We start from the raw sequence: 25,360 nt of genomic DNA, 5'->3' as shown, positions 1-25,360 counted from the left end.
ACGGAACAGGGAGGCAACGGTGAGCGGGATGAGCACGGACGACCGGGACCACGAGTGGGCCAACACCCGTGCGTGGGTGGACGACGGGCTGCCCGCAGGCACGCGCGTCGTCGCCGCCGAGCGGCTGCGCGGTGGCTGGACCTCGCAGATGCGGCAGCTGAGCATCACCGGCGGTGAGGCCCCCGGACGCCTGGTGCTGCGCTCCTTCGTCAAACCGTTCTTCGTCCGGCACGCGGAGGGCCTGCTCACCCGCGAGGCCGACGTGCTGGCACTGCTGGGCCGTACGGATGTGCCGGCGGCGGTCCTTCACGGGGTGGACGCGACGGCAGCGCACTGCGATCACCCGTCGCTGCTGATGTCCCTGCTGCCCGGAACCGTGCGCCTGTCCGACGAGGGAGCCGGCTCCCGTGCCGAGCTGCTGGCCGGCCAACTGGTCCGCATCCACCGGGTCCGGGTCACCGCGCAGAACCGGCCCCGCACCTACGAAGCCTGGACCGCGCCCGACCGGGTGCGCGTGCCGGAGGCCACGGCACGGCCCGAGCTGTGGCGACGGGCCGTCGACATCATCCGCCGCGACGCACCGGAGTACCGGCCCCGCTTCCTCCACCGCGACTTCCATCCGGGCAACGTGCTGTTCGACGGGGAGGGCGACTCACTGCGCGTCACCGGCGTCGTCGACTGGGTGGAGACGTCGTGGGGTCCTGCGGACCTGGACGTGGCCCACTGCTCGACGGCGCTGGCCCTGCTGCACGGTGCCGGTTCCGGCATGGCGTTCGCCGACGCCTATCTCGGCGCGGGCGGCCTGCTGGCCAAGGAGGCCGGCGACCATCTCTACTGGCGCCTGCTGGACGCGCTCGCCTTCGCCCCCGACGCCGAGAAGGTGGCCGGCCCCTGGCGTGAACTGGGACGGGACGACCTGACGCCCGAGCTGCTGACCCGGCGGCTGGAGGAGTACGTGCAGGAGCTGTTCCTCCGCTACGGCTGAGAGCCGCCCGCTCCGGCGTTCCGCCCCGCCGCCGGGCGGAACGCCGCCGTCAGCCGCTGTGTGTTCGTCCGTCACCTGGACGTGGTCCCCGATGCCGACCACGAGGACTCGCGTACCCGGTTCGATCGGGCGCCGGCGGTGGAGGAGCCCGCCGGCGCAGCAGAGCGTGTCGCCCCGCTCCAGGCAGTAGAAGTCGCCGGGCCCCCTGCGCCGGTCTGCTGCCGGTACTCGCCGCGGAGATGTACGCGGGCCTGCCGGTGCGGGCGCGGACCGTCTTCGGCAGCGGCGTGGCCGCCGGGGCCCTGGCCGCGGCGATCCTCGCCGCGGTGTTCTCCAGGCCGGGGCCGCCCGACGGCGGACGAGACCGCCCGCGCCCCTCACACAGTCGTGTGGGGAGCGCGGGCGGTTGTGCGTACGGGAGGGGCCGGAAGATCAGCCGAAACCGCGGGCGTCCTGCTTGAGGGCCGTGTCCACGGTCAGCGCCGTCGCCACCACGAGGCTCAGCAGCGGCTCGGGCAGCTGGTAGTGGATCTGCAGCACGTAGTTGTCCGCCGTGGTGAACAGCGTCTTCGCGAGGCCTTCCCAGGTCTTGGTGATCCGGGCTATCTCGGCCTCGTTGTGGTCGACGATCGCGAAGTTCCAGGCGCGCCAGTTCTCGGCCTTGATCGCGCCGATCTGCCGGCCGTCGACCATGATCGCGAAATTGATCTTGCCGATGGCGTTCTGCTGGACGATCTCGCCGACCGGCTGCCCGTCGGGGCGCTGCACGATGACCTTGGACTTGATGAACTTCGCCGGGCGGGTCAGCAGCAGCTGCGGCTGGCCGTACGCGTCGCGGATCTCGAGCCGGTGGGTCAGGTACTGGTCGATGCTGGTCAGGAAGCGCAGCACCTTGCGCAGCGCGCTCTGGCCGACCTGGACGACCGAACCGACGGTGTTGCCGTGCTGGTCGAAGACGCTGTACTCGTTCGTCACCTCGATCAGCTTGGCCTTCTGGTTCACGACCAGGACCTGCTGGTTGAAGAGCGAACCCGCTCCCGAGGCGGCGCCCTGCTGCTGGGGCATGCCCTGCTGCGGCACAGCGGGCTGCTGCTGTTGCATGCCCTGCTGCGGCACCGCCGCCTGCTGCTGGGCACCCTGCTGGTGCTGCTGCGGGGCGGCCTGCTGCTGTACCTGGGCGGGCGCCTGAGCCTGCTGCTGCCCGCCGGCCGGATTGGTGTGCTCGGTCCACTGGGAACCGTCCCAGTAGCGCAGCAGCTGGGGCGCGCCGTGCGGATCCGGATACCAGCCCGCAGATACGTTCGAGTGCGTTGTCACCGGGGCACACTATCCCGGCGCGCCGCAATGGGAACCCCTGCCCCTGGGATCCACAGCTTCACCCGTCACGGCTCACCCGGTCCCGCACTCATTGAAACTTCACACACCGGTACGATGCCGGGGTGAACTGGCTGAGCGAACGCACGGACCGGCGGCGGAGCGCCCGCGCGTCCGTGGTGCTCGGTTGGGTGTTCGTCCTGATCGCCATGGTGGCGTGCTGCCCACCGGCCTCCGGCGAGACCTCGTCCCCGCATCATGGTCCCGCCTCGGCGGCCGCGCACCTCACCACCGTCACGACCACCCTCGCGGTGTCCGCGCCGGTGGTCAGGGCCGACGCCCCCGACAGTCGCGGCCCGGGAAGTTCGTGCCACGGCGCGTCCGAGCACTCCGCGCCCGTCGTGCTGCCCGGCCAGCCCGCTCCCGCGGCGCTCCCGTCCGGCGCCGCGCCGCTCCCCTCCGCCCCGCTCACCGGCGCCGCCGCCATCCGTGGCCCGTCGAACGACGCCGTGGGCGACGTCGACCATCTGCGCCTGCAGGTTCAACGGATCTAGGACCGTCCTCGCACGTCCCGAGGACGCTCCCGCGTGCCCGCAACCCATCCGCGTCACGAACCCAAGGACCCACCATGGCCTCCGCCAAGAAGCAGAACACCCCTGCCACCGCCCGCCGCGCCAAGCTGGACGAGGCCCGCCGCAAAGAGCGGGCCCGTGAGCGCCGCAGCCGCATCATCACCATCACCGCGGCCGTCGCCGTCGTGGCCGGTCTGGTCGTCGGCGGCGGTTACCTGATGAACGCCGCCGACGAGCAGGACAAGGCCGAGACGGCCGCCAAGTCCTCGCCCGTCGAGGGCGAGAAGAGCTGGGACAAGCTCGCGCAGAACCATGTCGAGAAGAAGGTCGACTACCCGATGAACCCGCCGGTCGGCGGCGATCACAACCCGGTGTGGATGAACTGCGACGCGGATGTCTACACCAAGGAGATACCGAAGGAGAACGCGGTCCACTCGCTGGAGCACGGCGCCGTCTGGGTCACGTACACGAGCAAGGCGGACCCGGCCGACGTCAAGAAGCTCGAAAAGAAGGTCTCGGCCACCCCGTACTCCCTGATGAGTCCGCTGGAGGACCAGGGGTCCCCGCTGATGCTCAGCGCCTGGGGCAAGCAGCTGGCCGTGAAGAGCGCCGCCGACGCACGCGTGGCGCAGTTCTTCACGAAGTACGTCCAGGGCCCGCAGACCCCGGAGCCGGGCGCCGCCTGCTCCGGCGGGATCGCCAAGTGACGTCCGCGGCCCGTGCGTCACGGCCGATGGTGCTGGCCGGCGGGGCGGTTCTGCTGCTCGCGCTCGGTCTGGTCGTACTGATGCTCGTACGCCCTTCCTCGTCGGCCCCCGCCACCGCGACGTCCACGGCGGCTCCCGCCGAGACCTCGGCCGATGTCGGATTCGCGCGCGACATGGCGGTCCACCATCAGCAGGCGGTCGAGATGTCGTTCATCGTCCGGGACCGCACCTCCGACGTGGCGGTGCGCCGGCTCGCGTACGACATCATCAACACCCAGGCCAACCAGCGCGGCATGATGCTGGGCTGGCTGGAGACGTGGGGGCGGGCGAAGAGCTCCCCCGGGCCGCCCATGGCGTGGATGGGGCATGACATCACCCCGCGCGGAGACGGCGCGCTGATGCCCGGCATGGCGACCGACGCCGAACTCGACGCGCTGCGGGCGGCCGAGGGCAGAGATGCCGAGGTGCGCTTCCTGAAGCTGATGACCGCACATCACCGTGCCGGGGCGGAGATGGCGCAGGCGGCCGCCACCGCTGCGGGCACCGACGAGATCCGGAACCTGGCCTCGGGCATGGTCCTGGGCCAGCAGTCGGAGATCGCGCTCATGGCGGACATGCTCAAGGAGCGCGGGGCCACAGCCTGAACCGCCGCCGGGTCCCGGTCGCGCCCCCCGCGCGGCCGGGGCCCGGTCTGCCCGCATCGCGACCGTACTGACGTACGGGATCGCATAGGCTCGGGACCGATATGAAGAGCAACCTCACGCCGCTGGGGCCCAAGGCCGACAAGGACACCGTCCGGCGCAGCAACCTCAGCCTCGTGCTGCGGGCCGTCCGCGACGAGGGCGAGGGCGAGGCGACCCGGGCCGGGGTCGCCGCGCGGGTGGGGCTGACCCGGGCCGCCGTGTCCTCGCTCGTCGAGCAGCTGCTCGACAGCGGGTTCCTCACGGAGTCGGGCAAGACGTTCAGCGGCCAGGCCGGCCGGCCCGGAACCGCGCTCAAGACGGCCCGCACCGGGCCGGCCGGGCTCGGCGTCGAGGTCAACATCGACTATGTGTCGGTGGTGGTCGTCGATCTGGCCGGAACCGGCCGGGTCCGGCTCACCGAGCACCTGGACAACCGGGGGGCGCCGCCCGCCGAGGTGCTGGCGCGGGCGGCCCGGATCGCCGCGCGCACCCTGGAGTCGGCGCGCGAACAGGAACTGTTCCCGGTCGGCGTCGCCCTGGCGCTGCCGGGTCTGGTCTCCGGCGGCTCGGTGCGCCAGGCCCCGAACCTGGGCTGGAACCAGGTGCCCGCCGAGGAACTGTTCGCCGCCGCACTGGCCGCCGAACGCCCCGGTCACGAGGCGCTGAAGGTGAGCTCGGAGAACGAGGCGAATCTCGCGGCACTGGCCGAGCTGTGGTTCGGCGGACTGGGGCGCGTCCGGAGCTTCCTCTATCTGACCGGTGAGATCGGCGTCGGTGGCGCCCTGGTCGTCAACGGCGAACTGCTGCGCGGTGCGCACGGCTTCGCCGGGGAGATCGGGCATGTGGTGGTGGACACGGCGGGACCGCAGTGCCGCTGCGGCTCGCGCGGCTGCCTGGAGCAGTACGCGGGGCAGGCGGCGCTCCTGCGGGCGGCCGGGATCGAGGAGACCGGCAGCGGAATCGGGGTCGCCGAGCTGGAGCGGCGCACCCGGGCCGGGGACGAGCGGTCGGTGGCCGCGGTCGCCGAGGCGGGCCGGAAACTGGGCCGGGTGCTGTCGGGGGCGGTCAATCTGCTGGACCCCGACGCGGTGGTGCTCGGTGGGATCTACCGGAACCTGATGCCGTGGCTGGCACCGTCGGCCGACGAGGAGCTGACGGACCGGGTGGTCTCCGGGCTGTGGTCACCGGGCAGCGCCCGGCTGCGCGCCTCGTCCGTCGCGGGTGACGCGGCACGGGGCGCGGCGGCGCTGGTGATGACGGACGTGCTGGCCGATCCGGTGGCGTACGCGGGGCGGGCACGGGTCTGATCGAACGGGCCGGACACACGGAGAGGGGGACCGCCGCGCAGTGCGCGTCCGTCCCCCTCTTGTCACCGCCGTCGCGTGTCCCGCCGGGTCAGCGGACGCCGAGCAGGTGGTCCATCGCCAGCTGGTCCAGCGCCTCGAACGCCATGCCGCGCTCCGCCGCGGCGGTCACGTCGAAGTCCTCGAAGGCCGAGCGGTCGGCCAGCAGACCCGCCACGCCGTCCTCGGCGGTGCGCTGGGCCAGCTCGTCCAGGCGGGACGCGCGCAGCGCCTCCTGTACCGCAGGGTCGGCGCGGAAGGCGGCGGCGCGCTCCTTGAGGATCAGGTAGTTGCGCATGCAGCCCGCGGCCGAGGCCCAGACACCGTCGTAGTCCTCGGTCCGCGGCGGCTTGAAGTCGAAGTGGCGCGGGCCCGCGTAGTCCGAGTTCTCCAGCAGGTCGACGAGCCAGAAGGCCTGGCGCAGGTCGCCGGCGCCGAAGCGGAGGTCCTGGTCGTACTTGATGCCGGACTGGCCGTTGAGGTCGATGTGGAAGAGCTTGCCGGCCCACAGGGCCTGGGCGATGCCGTGGGCGAAGTTCAGCCCGGCCATCTGCTCGTGGCCGACCTCGGGGTTCACGCCCACCATCTCGGGGCGCTCCAGGCGCTCGATGAAGGCGAGGGCGTGGCCGATGGTGGGGAGCAGGATGTCGCCGCGGGGCTCGTTCGGCTTGGGCTCGATCGCGAACTTGAGGTCGTAGCCCTGCTCGGTGACGTAGTCGCCCAGCAGGTCGAAGGCCTCCTTCATGCGGTCGAGCGCGACGCGGATGTCCTTGGCGGCGCCCGACTCGGAGCCCTCGCGGCCGCCCCAGGCGACGTAGGTGGTGGCGCCGAGCTCGACGGCGAGGTCGATGTTGCGCAGCGTCTTGCGCAGGGCGTAGCGACGGACGTCGCGGTCGTTCGCGGTGAACGCGCCGTCCTTGAAGACGGGGTGGGTGAAGAGGTTCGTCGTCGCCATGGGAACGACGAGTCCGGCCGCGTCCAGCGACTGCCGGAACCGCTTCACGATGCCTTCGCGCTCGGAGTCCGTCGAGCCGAACGGGATCAGGTCGTCGTCGTGGAAGGTCACGCCGTACGCGCCCAGCTCCGCGAGCCGCTTGACGGAGTCGACCGGGTCGATCGGCTCCCGGGTCGCGTCCCCGAACGGGTCGCGGCCCTGCCAGCCCACGGTCCACAGACCGAAGGTGAACTTGTCCTGCGGGGTGGGCGTGAAGCTTTCCGTCATGGTCGAGCCGCCTTCGGTGCCGTGGGTCCGCAGCCGGTCGAGCGGCCGAACCTCAATTTGTTCACTGTCATGACTAATCATGCACGGAGCACCCCTCCGACGTAACCCCCCGTCCCGGGAAATCCGGAGCGGCCCCTGTTCCGAACGGACTCCATCGCGTAATTTGTTCACCGCACGATCAAATCCCGGCGACGCGAGAGCCCGCAGTGTGAGGGTCCCGGGCCGGGAACCCCCTGAGCCAGAGAATGAGGTCAGCCATGCCGCCGCATGAGGTCGTCATCGGTGTGGACAGCTCCACCCAGTCCACCAAGGCCGCGTTCGTCGACACCGCCACCGGCCGGCTGCTCGCCGTCGGCCGTGCTCCGCATGTCGTCACCGGCGAGAACGGGGCCCGCGAGACGGATCCCGAGGTGTGGTGGCAGGCGCTGCGCGATGCGGTCGCCGCCGGACTGAAGGAGTCCGGCGTCGCCGTCGCCGACATCACCGGGATCGCCGTCGCCGGGCAGCAGCACGGACTGGTCGTCCTCGACGGCGCGGGCCGCCCGCTACGCCCTGCCCTCCTCTGGAACGACACCCGCTCCGCCCCGCAGGCCGCCGCCCTCATCGCGGCACTGGGCGGGGCCGACGCCTGGACCGCGCGCACCGGTTCGGTGCCGGTGGCCTCGATGACCGCGTCGAAGTGGCAGTGGCTGCGGGAGAACGAACCGGAGACCGCCGCCGCGACCGCCGCGATCCGGCTCCCCCACGACTTCCTCACCGAGCGCCTCTCCGGCCGCGCCGCCACCGATCCGGGCGACGCGTCCGGTACCTGCTGGTACTCCACCGCGACCGGCTCCTACGACCCGGAGCTCCTCGCGCTCCTCGCCATCGACCCGGCATCGCTGCCGGAGGTGGCGCCCGGCGGGGCGGCGCGCGTCGGCTCACTGACGGAGGCGGCCGCCGAAACACTGGGCCTGCCCGCCGGCATCGCAGTGGCAGCGGGCACCGGTGACAACATGAGCGCCGCCGTCGGCCTCGGACTCGGCGGCGCGGGACTCCTCGACCACCCGGTCCTCAGCCTGGGCACCTCGGGCACGGTCTTCACCGCCTCCCGGGCACGGCCGGCCTCCCCCGCGCTCGCCGGCTTCGCCGCGGCGGACGGTACGTACCTGCCGCTGGCCTGCACCCTCAACTGCACGCTCGCCGTGGACAAGGTGGCCGCCCTGCTGGGCCTGGACCGCAATGACGCGGCCCCCGGCGGCGAGGCCGTGCTCCTGCCCTACCTGGACGGCGAACGCACCCCCGACCTGCCCAGCGCCGCCGGCCTCCTCACCGGTCTGCGCCACGACACCACTCCGCAGCAACTCCTGGGCGCCGCCTACGAGGGCGCGGTCGTCACCGTGCTGCGCGCGCTCGACGAACTGCTGCTGGCCTGCGGGCTGGACCCGGCCGACCCCGAGGTGGCGAACCGGCCGCTCCGGCTGATCGGAGGCGGCGCCCAGGGACGCGTCTGGGTGGACACCGTGCGCCGCCTCTCCGGGCGGCCGGTGACCGTGCCCGCCGGCGGCGAACTGGTCGCCCTGGGCGCGGCCGCGCTCGCCGCCGCGGCGGTCACGGGCGCGGACCCGGTCGCGATCGTCACCGGGTGGGACACGGGTGAAGAGGTGCACCTGGAAGCGATCGAAAGGGATGTGGCCACCTGGGAGCGGGTCAGCTCGGTCCTGGAGCGGGCGGCGGGGCCGCTGCTGGGCGCGGCCGGCTGATGCCGGCGGGCAGAGCCGACGGCACGTCCGGGCCGGTGGAGCGCACCGCCGGACCGGACCGATCCAACTGACTGACTGCCTGTCATGTCCCGTCGCGCGCCGCACACAAGCGCACGCGACGGCCACCGGCCGTTTTGGATAGCGAACTGATGTTCACTACTATCCGGCGATGATCATAAGAAGAAGGCTGACGGTCGGGGTGGGTATTCTGCTCGCCACCCTGACCGCCGGGCTCGGCTCGGCGCTCCCCGCGTCCGCCGATGAAACCCCCACCCAAGCCTCCCCCAAGGTCGAGCTGGTGCTCGACGTCAGTGGCTCCATGCGGACGCGTGACATCGACGGCCAGTCCCGGATGACCGCGGCGAAGCAGGCGTTCAACGAGGTCCTGGACGCCGTGCCCGAGCAGGTGCAGCTCGGCATCCGGACACTCGGCGCCGACTACCCGGGCGACGACCGGAAGGTCGGCTGCAAGGACACCAAGCAGCTCTACCCGGTCGGCCCGCTGGACCGCACCGAGGCCAAGACCGCGGTCGCCACCCTGGCACCCACCGGCTGGACCCCGATCGGACCGGCCCTGCTGGGGGCCGCCGACGATCTGGAGGGCGGCGACTCCACCCGCCGGATCGTGCTGATCAGCGACGGCGAGGACACCTGCGGTCCGCTCGACCCGTGCGAGGTCGCCCGTGACATCGCGGCACGCGGCATCCACCTGGTCATCGACACGCTCGGCCTGGTGCCCAACGCGAAGATCCGCCAGCAGCTCACCTGCATCGCGGAGGCCACCGGCGGCACGTACACCGCCATCCAGCACACCGATGAACTCTCCGGCCGCGTCAAGCAGTTGGTGGACCGGGCGGCAGAACCCGTCGTCACCCCGGTCGCGACCGAGGGCGCGGACAGCTGCACCGACGCCCCGCAGCTCAAGCCGGGCCTCTACACCGACCGCGAGAAGTTCGCCGAGCACCGCTGGTACCGGGTGGACGTGCTGCCCGGCCAGGAACTGCGTGCCTCGGTGAGCGTGTTCGCCGACCGCGCCGTCAACAACGACTACGGCATGCTGCTGCGTGCGGTGACCGTGCACGGCCGCGAGATCGTCAGAGGCGCGGAGTCCGGCACCGGACGCACCGACGCCATCTCCTCCGGTCTGCGCTACCCCAGGCCCGAACTGGACACGGACGGCGACGTCAAGCCGGCCGCGGAGACCGTCTGTCTCCAGGTCTCCAACTCCTTCTCCGCCCCCGCATCGGTGAAGACCGCTCCCGGCATGCCGGTCGAGCTGACGATCGACCTGGTGGACGCCCCCGACGCTGCGGCCGACGCCGCCGCGTTCGGTCTCGGCCGCGGCTGGTGGCTGCTGGGCGTGCTCGTCCTGACCGGACTGATCGCGGGCCTGCTGACCGGCTGGATCTCGCGCTGGCGCTTCGCCGTCTGGAGGACCCACTGATGTTCCGTACGAGACGCGTGCTCGCGGGTGCGCTGCTGACCGGGCTCGCCCTGCTGACCGGGGCGGGTGCCGCCGTCGCGGACGACCCGTCGTCGAGTCCGAGCCCGAGCGAGTCCGGTGACGGGTCCGGCCCCACCGAGGCGGGCACCACCTTCCGCACCGCCACGGCGCTCCAGCAGGACCAGCTCGCCACCGCCGGCGGCTCCGCCGGCGACTACCTGTACTGGGTCTTCCCGGCCGACGCCGGACAGCGGGCCACGGTCCGGGCGAAGGTCACCCTGCCGGAGAGCACCGCCCGGCACGGCGCCTCGACCTGGCAGGTGGACGTGTACGACGGGCTGCGACGCCGTCAGGCCTGCATGTACGGGAAGCAGACCGGCAAGGTCGCGGCCGACGCCGGCACCGTCGAGCTCACCTGCGTCCTGCGTACGGTCAGGGCCTGGTCCGAACCGTGGGCCAACGACCCGCTGCCCGGCAGCTACTACGTCCGCCTCACGGTCGTCGACCTGCCCTCGGCGGACCTCGGGCTGCCGGTGCGGACCGAGGTCGAGGTCACCGCGGCCGACAAGGGCGGCGCGGCCGATGTCGACGGCAGCCTCTCCGAGCCGCTGGTTCCGGGTGTGTCCTCGGTCGAGCAGGCCGCCGACGGAGCGTCGGCGGCCCCGGTCGCACTCGCGGGCGAACCCGAGGACGGCTGGTCCTCCGGCTGGTGGACCGACCGTTGGCTGTGGACGGTCGGCGGCGGGGTGCTGGGCGCGTTCGCGGCCGTCTTCGGCTACTCGCTGACGCGCGGCAGCGGCCGCCCCTCCCGGGTCCCGCCGGGCGTCTGACGACGCGTCGCCGTCGGGCGGGCCGGGCGACCGGCCCGCCAGGTGGTGCGCTGCCGGAGCGAGCCGGTCCCGACACGGGGCGAATCCGCCTCCGGCGGCGCGCGGCGCACCGAAGCACCGTCATGTGCTCCCGACTGGCAGCCTCCCGCCACCTCGAAGATCATGACCCGGTCAGGCTCAGCCCGCTCTTCGCTACGGGAGGCCCACCCCGTGTGGCAGTTCTTCGCGGACAATCCCTGGGTGGCCGTGTTCGCCGTCATCACCGTCGGCGCCCTGCTCGGAATGGTCCGGTTCGGCCCGGTGAAACTCGGCGCGGCCGGTGTCCTGTTCGTCGGCCTGCTGGTCGGGGCACTCGACAAGGACATCGCGCCCGCCGTACCGGCCGGCGTCTCGGCACTGGGTCTGGCCCTGTACGTGTACACCGTGGGTCTCGAATCGGGCCCGGCGTTCTTCCGTGAACTGCGCAGCCAGCTGGCGGTGATGGCCGGTGCGGTGGTGGCGCTCGCACTCACCGCGGTCGTGGTCGGCTATGTGGGGCACAGCGGCTTCGGGATCAGCGGGCCGTTCCTGGCCGGTGGCTACGCGGGCATCGGCACGACCACGCCGGGCCTGGCCGCCGCTCAGGAGGCCTCCGCCGATCCGGCGCAGCCCGCGGTCGGTTACGCGATCGGCTATCCGCTGGCCGTCGTCATCACCATCCTGTTCGTCTCCGCGATCGCGGCCCGCCGCCGCTGGGTGGCCCGCCGCGACCCCGGCTCCGGGCCGCCGCCCGTCCTCGTCACCCGTACGGTCCAGGTGGATCACGAGACGGCGTGGGACGAGGTACCGGGCGTCGCGGACCACCGGGTGCTGGCCAGCGAGTACCGCCCCGAGGGCGGCGACGTACAGGTGGCGCGCGGACTGGGGCGGCTGCGCCCCGGTGACCTGATCGTGCTGGTCGGCGGCGAGGACGACGTACGCACCGCGACCGAGCGGCTTGGCTCGCCCGCCCCCGTCCATCTCCTCGACAACCGGCGGACGGTCGACTACCGCCGGGTCCTGCTCACGAACCCGGCACTCGCGGGCCACACGATCGCCGAACTCGGGCTCGGCGAGCGGTACGGGGCTGCTGTCAGCCGGGTCCGTCGCGGCGATGCCGACATGCTCGCCCATGACGACCTGGTGCTCCAGCTGGACGACCGGGTACGCGTGGTCATGCCGCGCGAACGGATCACCGAGGTCTCCACGTATCTCGGTGACACGGAGACGAAGGTCAGCGAGGTGAGCGCGGTGAGCCTCGGGCTCGGGCTCACGCTCGGCTTCCTCATCGCCATTCCCTCGTTCACCGTCGGCTCCACCACCCTTGCCCTCGGGACGGGTGCCGGGCCGCTGGTGATGGGCATGATCCTGGGCTGGCGCCGGCGCACCGGCCCGCTGGTGTGGACCCTGCCGACCCGGGCCAACCTGACGCTTCGCCAGCTCGGGCTGCTGCTGTTCCTCGCGGTCGTCGGCCTCACCTCCGGCTACTCCTTCCGCCAGAACGCGTTCTCCCTGTTCGGCCTGAAGCTGGTGGCCGTCCTGGTGATCGGGGCGGTGGTCAGCTACACGCTCATGGTGCTGATCGCGAAGGCGCTCGGACAGAGCAGGGAGCGGACGATGGGCCTGCTGTCCGGGTACGTCGGCAACCCGGCGATCACCGCGTACGCCAACAGCCGGGTCAGCGACAGCCGCGTCAACAGCGGATACTCGACGCTGTTCGCGCTGGCCATCCTCGTCAAGATCGTCTGCATTCAGCTGATCGTCGGGCTCTGAGCTCGGCGTCCGCCGTCTCAGCCCACTCCACCCCTTGAGGTCCATGATCCCGCCGCGTACCCGGCCGTACGCACGCCGGATGCTGGGCTACGCTGCGTTCAGTTTGCTGGAATCACGGTGCAATCTGGGGGACTTGGGGCTGTGGTGGATCGCATACTGGCCGACCGGTACCGGCTCGTCGGGCTGCTGGGGCAGGGCGGGATGGGGCAGGTGTGGGAGGCCCGCGACGAGGTCCTGGGGCGTGCGGTCGCCGTCAAGGTGATCTCGGTGCTCGCGGGCGGCGGCAGCACCGCCGACGAGGCACGCGCCCGCTTCCTGCGCGAGGCGCGGATCACCGCCGCGCTGCAGCATCCGCACATCGTGACCGTGCACGACCTCGGCACGGCCGCCACCCCCGAGGGCGGTACACCGTTCCTGGTCATGGAACTGCTGCGCGGGGAGGGCCTGGAGGCCGCCGTCCGCCGCGGCCCGGTCGGCGGGGCGGACGCGGCCCGCTGGGGCGGGCAGATCTGCGAGGCCCTCGCGGAGGCGCACGCCGTCGGTGTCCTGCACCGTGACATCAAGCCGGCCAACATCTTCGTCGCGTCATCGGGCCGGGTGAAGGTCCTCGACTTCGGTATCGCCCGGGCCGCCGACCCCTCGGCCGCCGACGGCCGGCTGACCCGCACCGGACTCGTCGTCGGAACGGCCGCGTACATGGCACCCGAGCAGGCCCGCGGCTACCCGGAGCCGCGCAGCGACCTGTACGCGGTGGGCTGCGTCCTGTTCGAACTCCGCACCGGGCGGCTGCCGTTCACCGCGCCCGACACTCTCGGGTTCCTGACGGCGCACCTCAACGACGCGCCACCCGTGCCGAGCAGCGTGGCGCCGGAGGTCTCCCCCGCCTGGGACAGGTTGATCCTGCGCCTGCTGGCGAAGGATCCCCGTGACAGGTACGACTCTGCCGCCGGACTCGCCGAAGCGCTGCGCGAGCTCGATGGCCGGGGCACCTCCGCGGCGACGGTGCCGTCCCCGCGCCCCGGACAGGCGGACGCCGCTCCGCCACCGGAGGCGGCTCCCACCGTCACGGCCACGCGTCCCGACACCCCGGGGCAGGCCGGTCGCACTCCGTTGAGCCGCCGCGAGCTCCTCCGGCGCGGCGCCGGGTTCGCGGCGGTGGCCGCGGTCGGTGTCTCCGCGGGCGTCTACCTCACCGGCAGCCCGGAACACGACGCGCTCGCCTGGTCGTACGACCCCGGCTCGGACGGAGCGGGCTACGACCAGCCCATTCTGTCCGGCGGACGCTGCTTCGTGCCCGCCCATGACAGCGCCGTGATCCAGGCGTTCGCGCTCAACAGCGGCAAGCGTCTGTGGAGGCGCGACCTCGGCCTCGCGTGGCCTCTGCACGGACGCTCGCAGACGGTCGCGCTCGACGGCGGCCACACCGTGGTCGCGCTGGCCCAGCAGCACGAGGGCCTGATCCCGGTCCTGTACGTACTCGACGGCGCCACCGGCAGGACCCGTTGGACGCTGGAGTCGTACGACAAGGACGACTACGACCTGCATGTGCTCGACCGCGGACTGGTCCTCTTCGGCAGCGACGACCCCAACCAGCAGCACGTCACCGCCTTCGACGCCCGTACGGGGAAGGAGCGCTGGAGCCGGTCGCTGTCCGGGCCGGGAAACATCAGGACGATCGGTGACCTGGCGCTGGTCGGCTCGACGGCACTCGACGGCGCGACAGGGAAGAAGCTGTGGGAGCAGCCCCACATGGACCTGTACAGCGACCTGGGGAAGTACATCAGCGCGCCTCAGCGAACGGACGACGCCGTCCTCTTCCAGGAGCGGGACAAGAAGCAGCGCATCGATCTCGTCCTGCGCAGTGCACGCACCGGACAGGAGAAGTGGCGCATCCCCCTGTCCGAGATCAAGTCCGTACCCGGCAGCGACGGCCTCACGCACGAGACTCCCCCGGCGGCCCCCATCTCGGGCACCACCCTCCTGCTCCCCCGCCTCGAGGGCGAGCGCAGCAGCCCCACAGCCGTCGATGTCCGCACCGGGAAGCAGAAGTGGGTCTTCAAGGGGGAGGTCCGCTCCGCGGACCGCGATCACGACCCGGTGTCCACCCCCGGCGGCTTCGTCCTGCCCACACCCGACGGCGCGGTCTGCCTCGACGCCGAGGACGGCACGGAGAGCTGGCGGTTCACGGACGGCGAGGACCTCGAGATCGACTCCGCGGGCAACTACACCATGCTCCGTCACTCGCACACCGCGAGACTGTTCCAGCAGAGGCAGACGGTCCGCATCCTCCGCTCCACGGACGGCCGCGCGCTGTGGCAGGGCGAGTTCAAGTCGAGCATCCGCAGGAGCACCCCACTCGCCGCAGGCCGGATGCTCACCTTCCTGGACCCCCAGGAAACCTTGCGCGCCATACGTCTCACCGGCTGATCCCGGGCGCCCGCCGCCTTGCGGTCACCTCATGGTTCGGACGCACCGCGACGGCCGCCACCTGTCTGACAGCCGCCCGCCACCCGGTCAGGGGCCGTCCATCAGTGACCGGCCTCCCGGTCGGGCGCCGCCCACCGCACCGGCCCGCCTCTCCGGCAGGGGCCGCCACCACGGACGGCCCCTTCCCGCACGCGACACCAGGAGCCCCTGCCCGCGCGGACACGGCCCGTCCCGCCACGAGTCCCTCCCATCAGGGACCTGATGCCCAATCGCTTCCAGCGCCATTCCGGCCCACCAGTCCGGGCTCGTCCGGCCCGGCCCGTCGGCCGCTGGCTGATGCCGCTGCCGGCACCGGGACCAGTCGTCCGTCCGTCCGTCCGTTCAGACGGCGCGGCCGGCGGCGAACGGACCGTCGTCGGTGAACACCAGGCCGGCGAAGCGGTCGCCGATGCGGCGGTGGGTGGCGGCGTCCGGATGGAGCTCGTCGGGCAGCGGCAGTTCGGCGAAATCCTTCTCGCCGTAGAGGCTGCGGCCGTCGAGGTAGTGAAGGTTGGGGTCGTCCGCCGAGCGGTGCGTCACGAGGCGGCTCAATTCGTCCCGGATGACGCTGAGCGTCAGCTTTCCTGCGGCACGTTCCGAGGGGTCGCCCATCGCCGCGAACCGGATCCTGCCCTCGGCGAGGTTGCTGAAGTCGGGGGCGCTGGGGCCGGGGGTGTCCTCGTGGATGGGGCACAGGACGGGCGAGACGACCAGCAACGGGGTGTCCGGATGTCCCTCGCGGATGGTGTCGAGGAAGCCGTGCACCGCCGGAGCGAAGGCGCGCAGGCGCATCAGGTCGGCGTTGACGAGGTTGATACCGATCTTGACGCTGATCAGGTCCGCGGGGGTGTCACGCATCGCGCGGGCGGTGAACGGGTCGAGCAGGGCGCTGCCGCCCAGGCCCAGGTTGATGAGTTCCACGCCGCCGAGGGAGGCGGCTCGTGCGGGCCAGGTGGCCGTCGGGCTTGCCGCGTCGGAGCCGTGACTGATCGAACTGCCGTGGTGCAGCCACACCTTGCGCCCGCTGTCCGGCGCGGGCTCGACGGGGGCGTCGGTGCGCAGGGCGACGAGCTCGGTGCTCTCGTTGTACGGCAGCCAGATCTCGATGTCCTTGTCGCCCTCGGGCAGCCCGGCGAACCGGACGGTGCCGACCGGGCCGGGCAGGGTCTCCGCGGACCCGGTGGTCATGTCGACCATGAGGACGTTGCCGCCGGACGCACGGTCCTGTCCGGCCAGTCGGCCGTCGACGAGCAGGTCGTAGACCCCGTCCGGACGCGGCGGTGCGCCCCGGTAGGCCGTCTTGGTACGCAGCGCGTCCAGCTCGACAGCGGTGGCCCGGGTGCGGAACACCAGCCGTACGCCGGAGGGCTGGGCCTCCGCCATGGCCAGCTGGCCGTCGGCGCACTGCGCGCGGGCCCGGGCGGGCAGCCGGTGCGGACGCAGCCCGTGCTCGGTGCGTTCCAGGTCGAGCGCGCCGCGCAGAAGGTCCGCGGTGATCGGCGTGGTGATCCAACTGGGCTCAGCGTGCATGTCTCTACCTGCCACTCGTGACGTCTGAAGTGTTCGGTCCCCGTGGGCGACGGTCACCGCCGTCCGGCAGGGGAATGCGGTCAGGGCGCGGGCCAGTTCCGCAGCAGCGCGTCCAGGGCGTCCATGACCCGTGACCAGGACTCCTGCGAGTCGGGGGCGCTGTGGCTGAACCCCCCCTGCATCTCCAGGCTGACGTATCCGTGGAAGACGCTGCCCAGCAGCCGGACCGCGTGCGTCTCGTCCGGTTCCGTCAGGTCGTAGCCGCGCAGGATCGCCCGCGTCATCCGGGCGTGCCGGCCACCGGCGCTGGCGGCGGCCGCCTCCGGGTCGAGCTTGAACTGGGCTGCGGCATAACGGCCGGGGTGCTCCCGGGCGTAGTCGCGGTAGACGTCCGCGAACGCACTCAGGGCGTCCTTGCCGGCCCGGCCCGCCAGTGCGGCCGCCCCACGGTCGGCGAGCTCCTCAAGGGCGAGCAGGGCGATCCTGGTCCTGAGGTCATGGGAGCTCTTCAGGTGCGAGTACAGGCTCGCGACCTTGACGTCGAACCGCCGGGCGAGCGCCGACACGGTCACCTGGTCGAAGCCGACCTCGTCGGCCAGCTCCGCCCCGGCCCGGGCCAGGCGTTCCGCGGTCAGCCCCACACGCACCATGCTCATCTCCCTATTTGGCATCACCCATTATGCAGATGCCTAATACCTATAGGCAAATGGGCGGATCAGTGAGACCCCGCGCACTCCGACAGGCGAGGATGCCGAGCATGAGCACATCACCGTGAGCAGGCGCCGCACTCGCGGCCGTCCTGGCGGCGACCTCCTGCGCGGCCGACGCGGGCTCGAACGCCACCCCGCCAGGCGGCGCCCCGGCAGCGCCGCACGGCCGCCTCGTGCTCCAACACCCGGCGCGGCTACCCTCGACAACTCACGTACTCCACACGGCCGGTGACGGGAAATGGTCAGCGGGTCCATCGGAGTCATGTCGCCGCGCGCCCGATCGTGGCGCGCCACCAGGGAGCGGAGACCTTTCATGTCCACGGAGACCGGCCCGGCCGTCGATGCCGGGCCGCGCGGCCACAGGATCGTCCCGGGCCCGAAGGGGCTGCCCCTTCTCGGGAACATGCCGCAGTTCGCCAAGAACCCTCTCGCGTTCTTCGAGCGACTGCGCGCCCACGGCGACATGGTCCAGTGGCGCTTCGGCTCCAACTCCTGTGTTTTCGTGGCTGATCCGGAGTGCATAGGCGAGCTGCTCACCGAGACGGAGCGCACCTTCGACCAGCCGGCGCTCGGCATCGCCTTCCGTACCGTGATGGGCAACGGCGTCGTGGTGGCGCGCGGCAGCGACTGGCGGCGCAAGCGGTCGCTCGTGCAGCCGTCCGTACGGCCCAAGCAGGTTCGGTCGTACGCGGCGACCATGGCGGACAGCGCGGTGGAGCTCGCGGACACCTGGTCGGGCGGCGAACGCATAGACATCAAGCGGGAGATGGCGGCACTGACGCAGAAGATCGCCGTCCGCACCATCTTCGGTGTCGACACCCCCGCGGACGCCGAGGCGATGGGCCGGGCCATGGACGTGGCACAGGCGGAGATCGGCAAGGAGTTCGCGGGCATCGGCGCACTGCTGCCGGACTGGGTGCCGACCCCCGGACGGGCCAGGATCAAGAAGGCCGCCGCGGTCATCGACGCCGAGGTGGGCCGGGTCGTCGCCCGGCATCGCGACGGCGGGGACGACCGCCCGGACCTGCTCAGCCGACTGCTCACCGCTGTCGACGAGACGGGGGCGCGGCTCACGGACCAGGAGATCCGCGACGAGGCGGTCACGCTGTACATCGGCGGCCATGAGACGACGAGTTCGACACTGGTGTGGGCCTGGTACCTGCTGTCCCGCACTCCCGGGGCGCGGGCCGCACTGACCGAGGAGCTGGAACGGGTGCTCGGTGACCGCGAGCCGGGGTTCGACGACTACGCCCGGCTCACCTACGCCCAGGCGGTGGTCAAGGAGACGCTGCGGCTGTATCCGACGATCTGGCTGGTCACCGGGGTCGCCAAGGAAGGGGCACGGATCGGCGGAGTGCCGATGCCGGAGGGCACCAGGGTGTGGAGCAGCCAGTGGGCCACGCACCGGGACGAGCGGTGGTTCCCCGAGCCGGAGGAGTTCCGCCCGGAGCGCTGGGACCCGGAAGCGGGCGACGAGATCGCGGAGTACGCCTGGTTCCCGTTCGGCGGCGGCCCCCGGGTCTGCCTCGGCACCCGGTTCGCGATGGTCGAGGCGGTGCTGATCCTGGCGGTGCTCGCGCGCCGCTTCGACCTGGACGTGGATCCGGGCACGGTCGGCCCCGTGCCGTCCCTGACGTTGCAGCCGGACCGCGAGGTGCTGGCCACGGTCCGGGCGCGGTAGCACCGCCCCGCTGCCGCCCGCCCGCGAGGTGCGGGCGGCGCCGACGGCAGCGACGGCAGCGACGGCAGCGACGGCAGCATCATCACGGCGACAGATACTGAACCGATATGTCCGAACTATCGCCATGAACCGGGCATACCGTTCAGAATGTCCGTGTCGGCCGTACCGGCCACCGGGGCCCTCGGGCCACGACCGCAGGCCACGACCGCAGGCTGTCGATCCAAGGGGAGAAACATCATGCGTCCGAGTTCCGCTCTCACCGCCGCGCTCACCGCGGCGGCCGCCCTGGCCCTGACGGCCACCGGGGCGTCGGCCACGGCCGGCGCGGCCACCACCGGGGCGTCGGTCCGCCCGGCCCACTGCCAGGAGAAGTCCCTCAGGCTCTCCGCCTCCCCCGGCGGGCAGCACAACGTGGCACGGATCGCCGTCACCAACCGGGGCGGCCGCACCTGTGTCGTGGACCGTATCCCGACGATCACGTTCCGGGGCCTGGACGGCTCGGCCCAGCCCGTCCCGCCCGCCACCAGCAGCTCCTACGTGCTCTCGCCGGGCGAGCGTGGTTACGCCGCCGTGCGCACGGCGGCTCGCGGCACCACCCAGGGACATGTCGTCCGCAGCCTGTCCGTGGCGGCGGACCCCGCGCACTACGGGGCCACCTTCGGTGCGGCCACGGTGGGCATGGACCGGGGCATCCGCGTCTGGGAACCGGTGACCACGCTGTGGCACACCTCGCGAGGCGCGGCGGACCGGGCGCTGGCCTCGGCTACTCGCTGAGCGCACGGGGGCGGGGAGCCGGAGCCGTGAACGGCTGTGTCTCCCCGCCCCGCAGACGCGCTAAAGCGTCACCGTGCCCGTCCCCTCCGCCGTGGCTCCCGTCGTCTCCGCCACCACGCGGTACGGGCGGTCCGTGCCGTCGGAAGTGACGGTCAGGGCCTCCCCGTCCCGCACCACCCGGAACGCGGCGGCGGTCTCGCCCGTCAGGTCCGGCACTGTGACGGACGTGCTGTCACCGGCGGCCGCCCCGCCGAAGACCCGCAGCGTGAGCCCGTCCAGCCAGTCGCCGTCGGGGCGCTGGTCGTCCGCGCCCCACGGGAGCACCGCGCCCGGGCGCACCAGGACCGGCAGGCTGTCGAAGCCGTGGGTCTCGTGGCGCCAGACCGGCCCGGTGACGGTCTCACCGGTCAGCAGAACGGTCCAGGTGCCCTCGGGTACGTAGTACTCGACCTGTCCGTCCTCCGTGAAGACGGGCGCGACCAGCAGGTCCGGCCCGAGCATGTACTGGCGGTCCAGCATCCGGGTCGTCGGGTCGCCGGGGAACTCCAGCAGCATGGGGCGCATCATCGGGACGCCCGTGCGGTGGGCGGTCGCGGCCGCCCCGTACAGGTACGGCATCAGCCGGTGCTTGAGCAGGGTGAACTTCCGCGCGACGTCCACCGCCTCCTCGCCGAACGCCCACGGCACCCGGTAGGACACGTTGCCGTGCAGCCGGCTGTGCGAGGACATCAGGCCGAAGGCGAGCCAGCGTTTGAAGACCGCCGGATCGGGCGTGCCCTCGAAGCCGCCGATGTCATGGCTCCAGAAGCCGAAGCCGGACAGGCTCAGCGAGAGTCCGCCGCGCAGCGACTCGGCCATCGCGGTGAACGAGGCGAAGCAGTCGCCGCCCCAGTGCACGGGGAACTGCTGGCCGCCTGCCGTGGCCGAGCGGGCGAAGAGCACCGCCTCGCCATGGCCCCGCTCCTTCTCCAGGAGTTCGAAGACCGTGCGGTTGTAGATCTGCGCGTAGTAGTTGTGCATCCGCTCCGGGTCGGAGCCGTCGTGCCAGACGACATCGGTGGGGATGCGCTCGCCGAAGTCCGTCTTGAAGCAGTCGACGCCCTGGTCGAGCAGGACGCGGAGTTTGCTGTTGTACCACTCGCGCGCCGCGGGGTTGGTGAAGTCGACCAGGGCCATGCCGGGCTGCCACAGGTCCCACTGCCAGATGTCGCCGTTGGCCCTGCGCACCAGGTACCCGAGTTCGGCGCCCTCCGCGAACAGGGCGGACTTCTGGGCGATGTACGGGTTGATCCACATACTGATCCGCAGCCCGCGTTCCTTGAGCCGGGCCAGCATGCCCTCCGGATCGGGGAAGACGTCCGGGTCCCACAGGAAGTCCGACCACTGGTACTCGCGCATCCAGAAACAGTCGAAGTGGAAGACGGAGAGCGGGATGTCGCGCTCGGCCATGCCGTCGACGAACGAGGTGACGGTCTCCTCGTCGTACGAGGTGCAGAAGGACGTGGTGAGCCAGAGACCGAAGGACCAGGCCGGCGGCAGCGCGGGACGCCCGGTGAGCGCGGTGTAGCGGCCCAGCACCTCCTTGGGCGTCGGCCCGGCGACGATGTAGTACTCCAGCGACTGGTCCTCGACGCTGAACTGCACCTGGCCGACCGACTCCGAGCCGACCTCGAACGAGACCTTGCCCGGGTGGTTGACGAAGACGCCGTACCCGCGCGAAGAGAGGTAGAACGGGATGTTCTTGTAGGCCAGTTCACTGCTGGTGCCGCCGTCGGCCTGCCAGATGTCGACGGTCTGGCCGTTCTTGACGTACGGGGTGAACCGCTCGCCAAGGCCGTAGACGTTCTCGCCGATATCCAGGGCGAGTTGGGCCAGCATGTGGTGAGAGCCGTCCGGCGTGGTGGCGAAGGCGGTGCCCTTGGCGTCGACGCCGGTGAGGCGCCGGCCGTCGGCGTCGAGGAAGGTCAGGCCCCAGGGGCCGTCGCCGTCCATGCGCAGGGTCAGCGGGCCGCTGGTCAGTTCGGTCACCGCGCCGTCCCGCCGGGTGCGGGCACCGGCGGCCGCCGGGTCGAGGCCGGGGAAGGCGAAGTCGGGTCCGCGGTTGACCCGGCCGGCGTGGTGGGTGGTGCGCACGCCGATGATTCCCTCGGCCGGGGAGAAGCATTCGACCGTGATGAGCGGGGTGTTGAGGGTGTCGCCGCGCTCGGCGACGTGCTTGACCGACGCGTAGGCGGTGAACTGACCGTCGCCGACGTGCAGATCGCGGATCTCGGTCGCGTAGGAGGCGCGTACGCCCTCACGCATGAGCCAGAAGCCGTCGGTGAACTTCATGCGGACTCCTTGCCGGGGGCAACTGGGTGGAGAGGGGTGGGGACAGCGGCGCGCGGAGCGGTCCGGTTCACCGGCCGTCCCCGGTGAAGGTGATCCGGGCGAGGCGCACGGTGCCGCGCAGAGTGATGCGCAGGTCTCCGGTGCCGGAGGCGTTCAGCCCGGCGCGGACGGTGCGGTAGTCGTACGGTCCGTCGGTGGCGGCGACCGGGACGGTGACGGTGGTGCCGTCGACGGTGATCAGCACGGCCCCCTCCCCCGCGGCGGAAACCTCGACTCCGCTTGCTCCGGCCGCGAAGTCGCAGCGCCGGTAGAGGAGTTCGTTGCTCTCGGCGACGGCGGTGACCGCGTCGCCGTCCGTCTTCGTGCGGTCGGCGATCTCGGTGCCCAGCTGCTCGTCGTAGTCCACCGCCTCCAGGCCGCGTGTCAGGACGGGGCGCGGTCCGGCCGGGTCACCGTCGACGGTGACGACGGTGATGAGCCGGATGTCCGTGCTGGAGGCTCCTGCCTGGATCTCGTACGCTCCCGGATCGACGGTCCAGCGGCCGTGCGCCACGTCCCAGTGGCCGAGCTCGGCGACGGGGACGGTGAGGTCGACGCGCTCCGCGGCGCCGGGTGCCAGGTGCAGCCGGCGGTGGCCCGCCAGCTGGCGCAGCGGCCGGACCACGGACGGCGCCACCGCTCGCACGTACAGCTGGGCGACCTCGTCCGCGGCGACGGCACCGGTGTTGGTGACGGTCAGCGACACCCGCAGCACGTCGCCGTCACGTTCGGCGTTCAGGGCGCTGTAGGTGAAGTCGCTGTACGAGAGGCCGTGGCCGAACGGGTAGAGCGGGGTGCCGTCGTAGTAGAGGTAGGTCTGGCGCGAGCCGATGATGTCGTAGTCCAGCAGGCCGGGCAGTTCCGCGTCGGAGGTGTACCAGGTCTGCGGCAGCCGGCCGGCCGGGGAGACGTCGCCGGCCAGGACACGGGCGAGCGCGGTCCCGGCGGCCTGGCCGCCGTGTGCGGTCCACAGCAGTGCGGGGAGCGTGGCCGCCGCGTCGGTGAGGGCGTACGGGTAGGCGGAGGTGACGGCGAGCACGGTGCGCGGGTTGGCGGCGTGGGCGGCGCGCCAGAGGCGTTCCTGCTGGGCGGGGAGGTCGAGGGTGGTGCGGTCCTCGGTCTCGCGGCCGTTGATGTGCGCGTCGTTGCCGGCGACCACGATCACGAGGTCGGCGGCGGCTGCCGCGCGGGCGACGGCGTCATCGCCGCGCTCGGCCACCTCCAGCTCGAAGACGGTTCCGGCGTCCCGGTCGGAGCCGGAAAGTTCTTCGCCGGGGGCGGCAACCTTTACGCCGTCGGCGGCGACAGAGACGTACCTACCTGTTCCCACGTGCAGAAGGCGGTGACCGCCCTCATGACCTTCCACCGCCTGCCAGCGGAACGTCTCCTGGACGATCCAGCCGCCCGGCTCGTCCGCGGAGGCGCGTACGTAGCCGTCCTCGGCGACCGAGAGGTAGCGTCCGGCCGGCGCCCGCAGGGTGATCACGCCGTTGCCCCAGTCCACGAGCGCCAGCTCCGACGGGGTGTCGCCGCAGGTCAGCGGCGGCAGGTCGGTGCGGCCTGCGAGCAGTGCCGGGTCGAGGGCGCCTTCCGCGCCGCGCACCGGCTCCGGGCTCTCGTCCGCCGCGGGGATCTGGAGCCAGCCCTCCGCGCACTTCAGCCGGACCAGGTCGGCGCCCTCCACGAAGACGATGTGGTCGGAGCCGAAGCGGTCCCGCAGTCCGTCGAGCGGGGTGGAGCGGTGGATCAGCGTGCCGCTGTACCAGTCGAGTTTGCAGGCGTCCGCGAGGAGGCCGACGACGGCGACGGTCTTTCCGGCGGCGGGGTCGAGCGGCAGCAGGCCGTCGTTCTTGAGCAGGACGACGGCCTGCTCGGCGGCCTCCAGGGCGAGCGCCCGGTGGTCCTCGGTGTCGAAGGCGTCGGTGTTCGCGTACGGGTCGAGCTCGGGGTCGAACTCGCCGAGCGAGAGGCGCAGTTCGAGCAGTCGGCGGACGGCGGTGTCGATGTCGTGCTCGTCGAGCAGGCCGCGCTCCAGGGCGCCGCGGATGCGGCCGGTCATGATGGCGGAGTCCTGGCCGTGGTCGGTGAAGCTGTCGACACCGGCGCGCAGGGAGGCGGCCGTGGCCTCCTCGTGGGTCTCGAAGTAGTGCTCGGAGTCGACGAGGTTGGACGGCGCCCCGGCGTCGGAGCAGACCACCAGCGACCGGTCCGTCCAGCTGCGCAGCTGCTGGGACAGGAGCGGCGAGACGTGGTTGGGGCGCCCGTTGACCAGGTTGTACGCCGGCATGACTCCGGCCACCGCACCCGCCTGCACGGCGTCGCGGAAGGCCTTGAGGTCGTACTCGTGCAGGACCCGCGGGCGGACCGAGGACGAGGAGGTGTCGCGGTCGGTCTCGTTGTTGTGGGCGAGCCAGTGCTTGAGGACGGGGGCGGTCCGCCAGTAGAGCGGGTGGTCGCCGCGCAGTCCCCGGGTGTAGGCGACCGCGATGGCGGAGGTCAGGCCCGCGTCCTCGGAGTACCCCTCCTCGCCGCGTCCCCACAGCGGGTTGCGCAGCAGATTCACGGTCGGGGCCCAGACGTTGAGACCGACGCGGTCGTCCTGGGCACGCTTGGCGCGGACCTCGTTGCCCACGGCTTCGCCGACCCGGCGCACCAGTTCGTCGTTCCAGGTGGCGCCGAGTCCCACGGCCTGCGGGAACACCGTGGCCGGACCCATCCAGGCCACACCGTGCAGGGCCTCCTGACCGGTCCGGAAGGCGCCGAGCCCGAGCCGGTCGACCGCCGGCGCGAACTGGTGCAGCATCGCGATCCGCTCATCGAGCGTGAGCCGCTGAAGCAGATCGTCGACGCGCTTGGCGAAGGGCAGCTGCGGGTCGCGGAAGGGCTGCGGTTGTTCCGTCACGTGCGGGTCCCCTTGGAGAGGTGGGAGGTATTTCGGTGCCTGCGCCTCGTACGAGCGCTCAAGGAGCCTCGGAAAGATCTTTCGAAGCGCTTCGATGCTCCGTGGCCGACCCCGCGCGTGTCAAGGGCCCACCCCCGACCTCCGTACGCGACAGCGTCGCATTGCGCCAGGAAACGGTTCGGAAACAGGTCGGAGGAATCTAGAAACGGACTCTTGTGCGGGCGGGGCCCTTCACTTAACCTCGCTGCAACATCGAAGCGCTTCGACGGAGCTTCGATGGGGCGCCCGGCGCCC

18 protein-coding genes are annotated in these 25,360 nt (G+C 72.0%); 12 read left to right on the top strand and 6 right to left on the bottom strand.

All coding sequences use genetic code 11. From position 1 onward, the window contains the following. Positions 1–28: 28 nt before the first annotated feature. On the top strand, positions 29–985 hold the full coding sequence (locus ACIOEW_RS08265) for a phosphotransferase family protein (protein ID WP_401962471.1): 957 nt from the start codon (positions 29–31) through the stop codon (positions 983–985). Positions 986–1,417: 432 nt separating this feature from the next. Here ACIOEW_RS08265 and ACIOEW_RS08260 read toward each other — a convergent pair whose 3' ends face one another. After that, a complete protein-coding gene (locus ACIOEW_RS08260) occupies positions 1,418–2,302 on the bottom strand; it encodes a phospholipid scramblase-related protein (protein WP_362541976.1) in 885 nt (294 codons plus the stop codon). A gap of 122 nt (positions 2,303–2,424) precedes the next feature. On the opposite strand from ACIOEW_RS08260, the gene ACIOEW_RS08255 reads away from it, so the two are divergent. The 4 genes from ACIOEW_RS08255 (at position 2,425) to ACIOEW_RS08240 (ending at position 5,568) form a co-directional block, all read left to right on the top strand. After that, on the top strand, positions 2,425–2,853 hold the full coding sequence (locus ACIOEW_RS08255; protein ID WP_362541979.1) for a hypothetical protein: 429 nt from the start codon (positions 2,425–2,427) through the stop codon (positions 2,851–2,853). A gap of 74 nt (positions 2,854–2,927) precedes the next feature. Then, positions 2,928–3,578, top strand: a complete 651-nt coding sequence (locus ACIOEW_RS08250) for a DUF3105 domain-containing protein (protein ID WP_401962468.1) — start codon at positions 2,928–2,930, stop codon at positions 3,576–3,578. Next, positions 3,575–4,222, top strand: coding sequence for a DUF305 domain-containing protein (locus tag ACIOEW_RS08245; protein WP_401962466.1), 648 nt, complete (start codon positions 3,575–3,577; stop codon positions 4,220–4,222). Before ACIOEW_RS08250 ends, ACIOEW_RS08245 begins: the two co-directional genes overlap by 4 nt. A gap of 101 nt (positions 4,223–4,323) precedes the next feature. Then, positions 4,324–5,568 (top strand): ROK family protein, encoded by a 1,245-nt coding sequence (locus ACIOEW_RS08240; protein WP_362541988.1) that lies wholly within the window; start codon positions 4,324–4,326, stop codon positions 5,566–5,568. Between the two features lie 88 nt (positions 5,569–5,656). Here the strand turns inward: ACIOEW_RS08240 and xylA are convergent, their stop codons facing one another. Continuing rightward, entirely contained in the window at positions 5,657–6,826 is a 1,170-nt protein-coding gene (gene xylA, locus ACIOEW_RS08235) for a xylose isomerase (protein WP_362541991.1), read from the bottom strand. 257 nt (positions 6,827–7,083) lie between these two features. On the opposite strand from xylA, the gene xylB reads away from it, so the two are divergent. From xylB to ACIOEW_RS08210, 5 genes are all read left to right on the top strand, one after another. Further along, the gene (xylB, locus tag ACIOEW_RS08230) at positions 7,084–8,568 is read left to right on the top strand and encodes a xylulokinase (RefSeq protein ID WP_401962462.1); all 1,485 of its coding nucleotides are present in this window, start codon (positions 7,084–7,086) and stop codon (positions 8,566–8,568) included. Positions 8,569–8,737: 169 nt separating this feature from the next. Next, positions 8,738–10,012: a VWA domain-containing protein gene (locus ACIOEW_RS08225; protein ID WP_362541997.1), complete on the top strand. Its 1,275-nt coding sequence runs from the start codon at positions 8,738–8,740 to the stop codon at positions 10,010–10,012. Then, a complete protein-coding gene (locus ACIOEW_RS08220) occupies positions 10,012–10,842 on the top strand; it encodes a hypothetical protein (protein ID WP_401962458.1) in 831 nt (276 codons plus the stop codon). The genes ACIOEW_RS08225 and ACIOEW_RS08220 overlap by 1 nt, the downstream gene beginning before the upstream one ends. 210 nt (positions 10,843–11,052) lie before the next feature. Continuing rightward, entirely contained in the window at positions 11,053–12,633 is a 1,581-nt protein-coding gene (locus tag ACIOEW_RS08215; RefSeq protein WP_401962456.1) for an aspartate:alanine exchanger family transporter, read from the top strand. A 141-nt stretch (positions 12,634–12,774) separates the two neighbouring features. Further along, positions 12,775–15,060 (top strand): PQQ-binding-like beta-propeller repeat protein, encoded by a 2,286-nt coding sequence (locus tag ACIOEW_RS08210; protein WP_401962453.1) that lies wholly within the window; start codon positions 12,775–12,777, stop codon positions 15,058–15,060. Between the two features lie 381 nt (positions 15,061–15,441). Here ACIOEW_RS08210 and ACIOEW_RS08205 read toward each other — a convergent pair whose 3' ends face one another. Together ACIOEW_RS08205 and ACIOEW_RS08200 are read right to left on the bottom strand one after the other, a co-directional pair. After that, positions 15,442–16,629: a GDSL-type esterase/lipase family protein gene (locus ACIOEW_RS08205; RefSeq protein WP_401962452.1), complete on the bottom strand. Its 1,188-nt coding sequence runs from the start codon at positions 16,627–16,629 to the stop codon at positions 15,442–15,444. Between the two features lie 80 nt (positions 16,630–16,709). Continuing rightward, entirely contained in the window at positions 16,710–17,279 is a 570-nt protein-coding gene (locus tag ACIOEW_RS08200) for a TetR/AcrR family transcriptional regulator (RefSeq protein WP_401962450.1), read from the bottom strand. 373 nt (positions 17,280–17,652) lie between these two features. On the opposite strand from ACIOEW_RS08200, the gene ACIOEW_RS08195 reads away from it, so the two are divergent. Together ACIOEW_RS08195 and ACIOEW_RS08190 are read left to right on the top strand one after the other, a co-directional pair. Continuing rightward, positions 17,653–19,020: a cytochrome P450 gene (locus ACIOEW_RS08195; protein WP_362542015.1), complete on the top strand. Its 1,368-nt coding sequence runs from the start codon at positions 17,653–17,655 to the stop codon at positions 19,018–19,020. A 237-nt stretch (positions 19,021–19,257) separates the two neighbouring features. Beyond that, positions 19,258–19,794, top strand: a complete 537-nt coding sequence (locus tag ACIOEW_RS08190; protein WP_401962446.1) for a DUF4232 domain-containing protein — start codon at positions 19,258–19,260, stop codon at positions 19,792–19,794. A 60-nt stretch (positions 19,795–19,854) separates the two neighbouring features. Here the strand turns inward: ACIOEW_RS08190 and yicI are convergent, their stop codons facing one another. Both yicI and ACIOEW_RS08180 read right to left on the bottom strand, forming a co-directional pair. Continuing rightward, positions 19,855–22,125: an alpha-xylosidase gene (gene yicI / locus ACIOEW_RS08185; protein ID WP_401962444.1), complete on the bottom strand. Its 2,271-nt coding sequence runs from the start codon at positions 22,123–22,125 to the stop codon at positions 19,855–19,857. Between the two features lie 67 nt (positions 22,126–22,192). Next, complete coding sequence (locus ACIOEW_RS08180) at positions 22,193–25,066, bottom strand: glycoside hydrolase family 3 C-terminal domain-containing protein (RefSeq protein WP_401962441.1); 2,874 nt, start codon at positions 25,064–25,066, stop codon at positions 22,193–22,195. Positions 25,067–25,360 lie beyond the last annotated feature (294 nt).

This window comes from Streptomyces sp. NPDC087901 (genome assembly GCF_044742205.1).
Classification (GTDB): Bacteria; Actinomycetota; Actinomycetes; order Streptomycetales; family Streptomycetaceae; genus Streptomyces.
The sequence above is the reverse complement of the archived record's forward strand: the minus strand, read 5'-3'. Positions and strand labels throughout refer to the sequence as shown.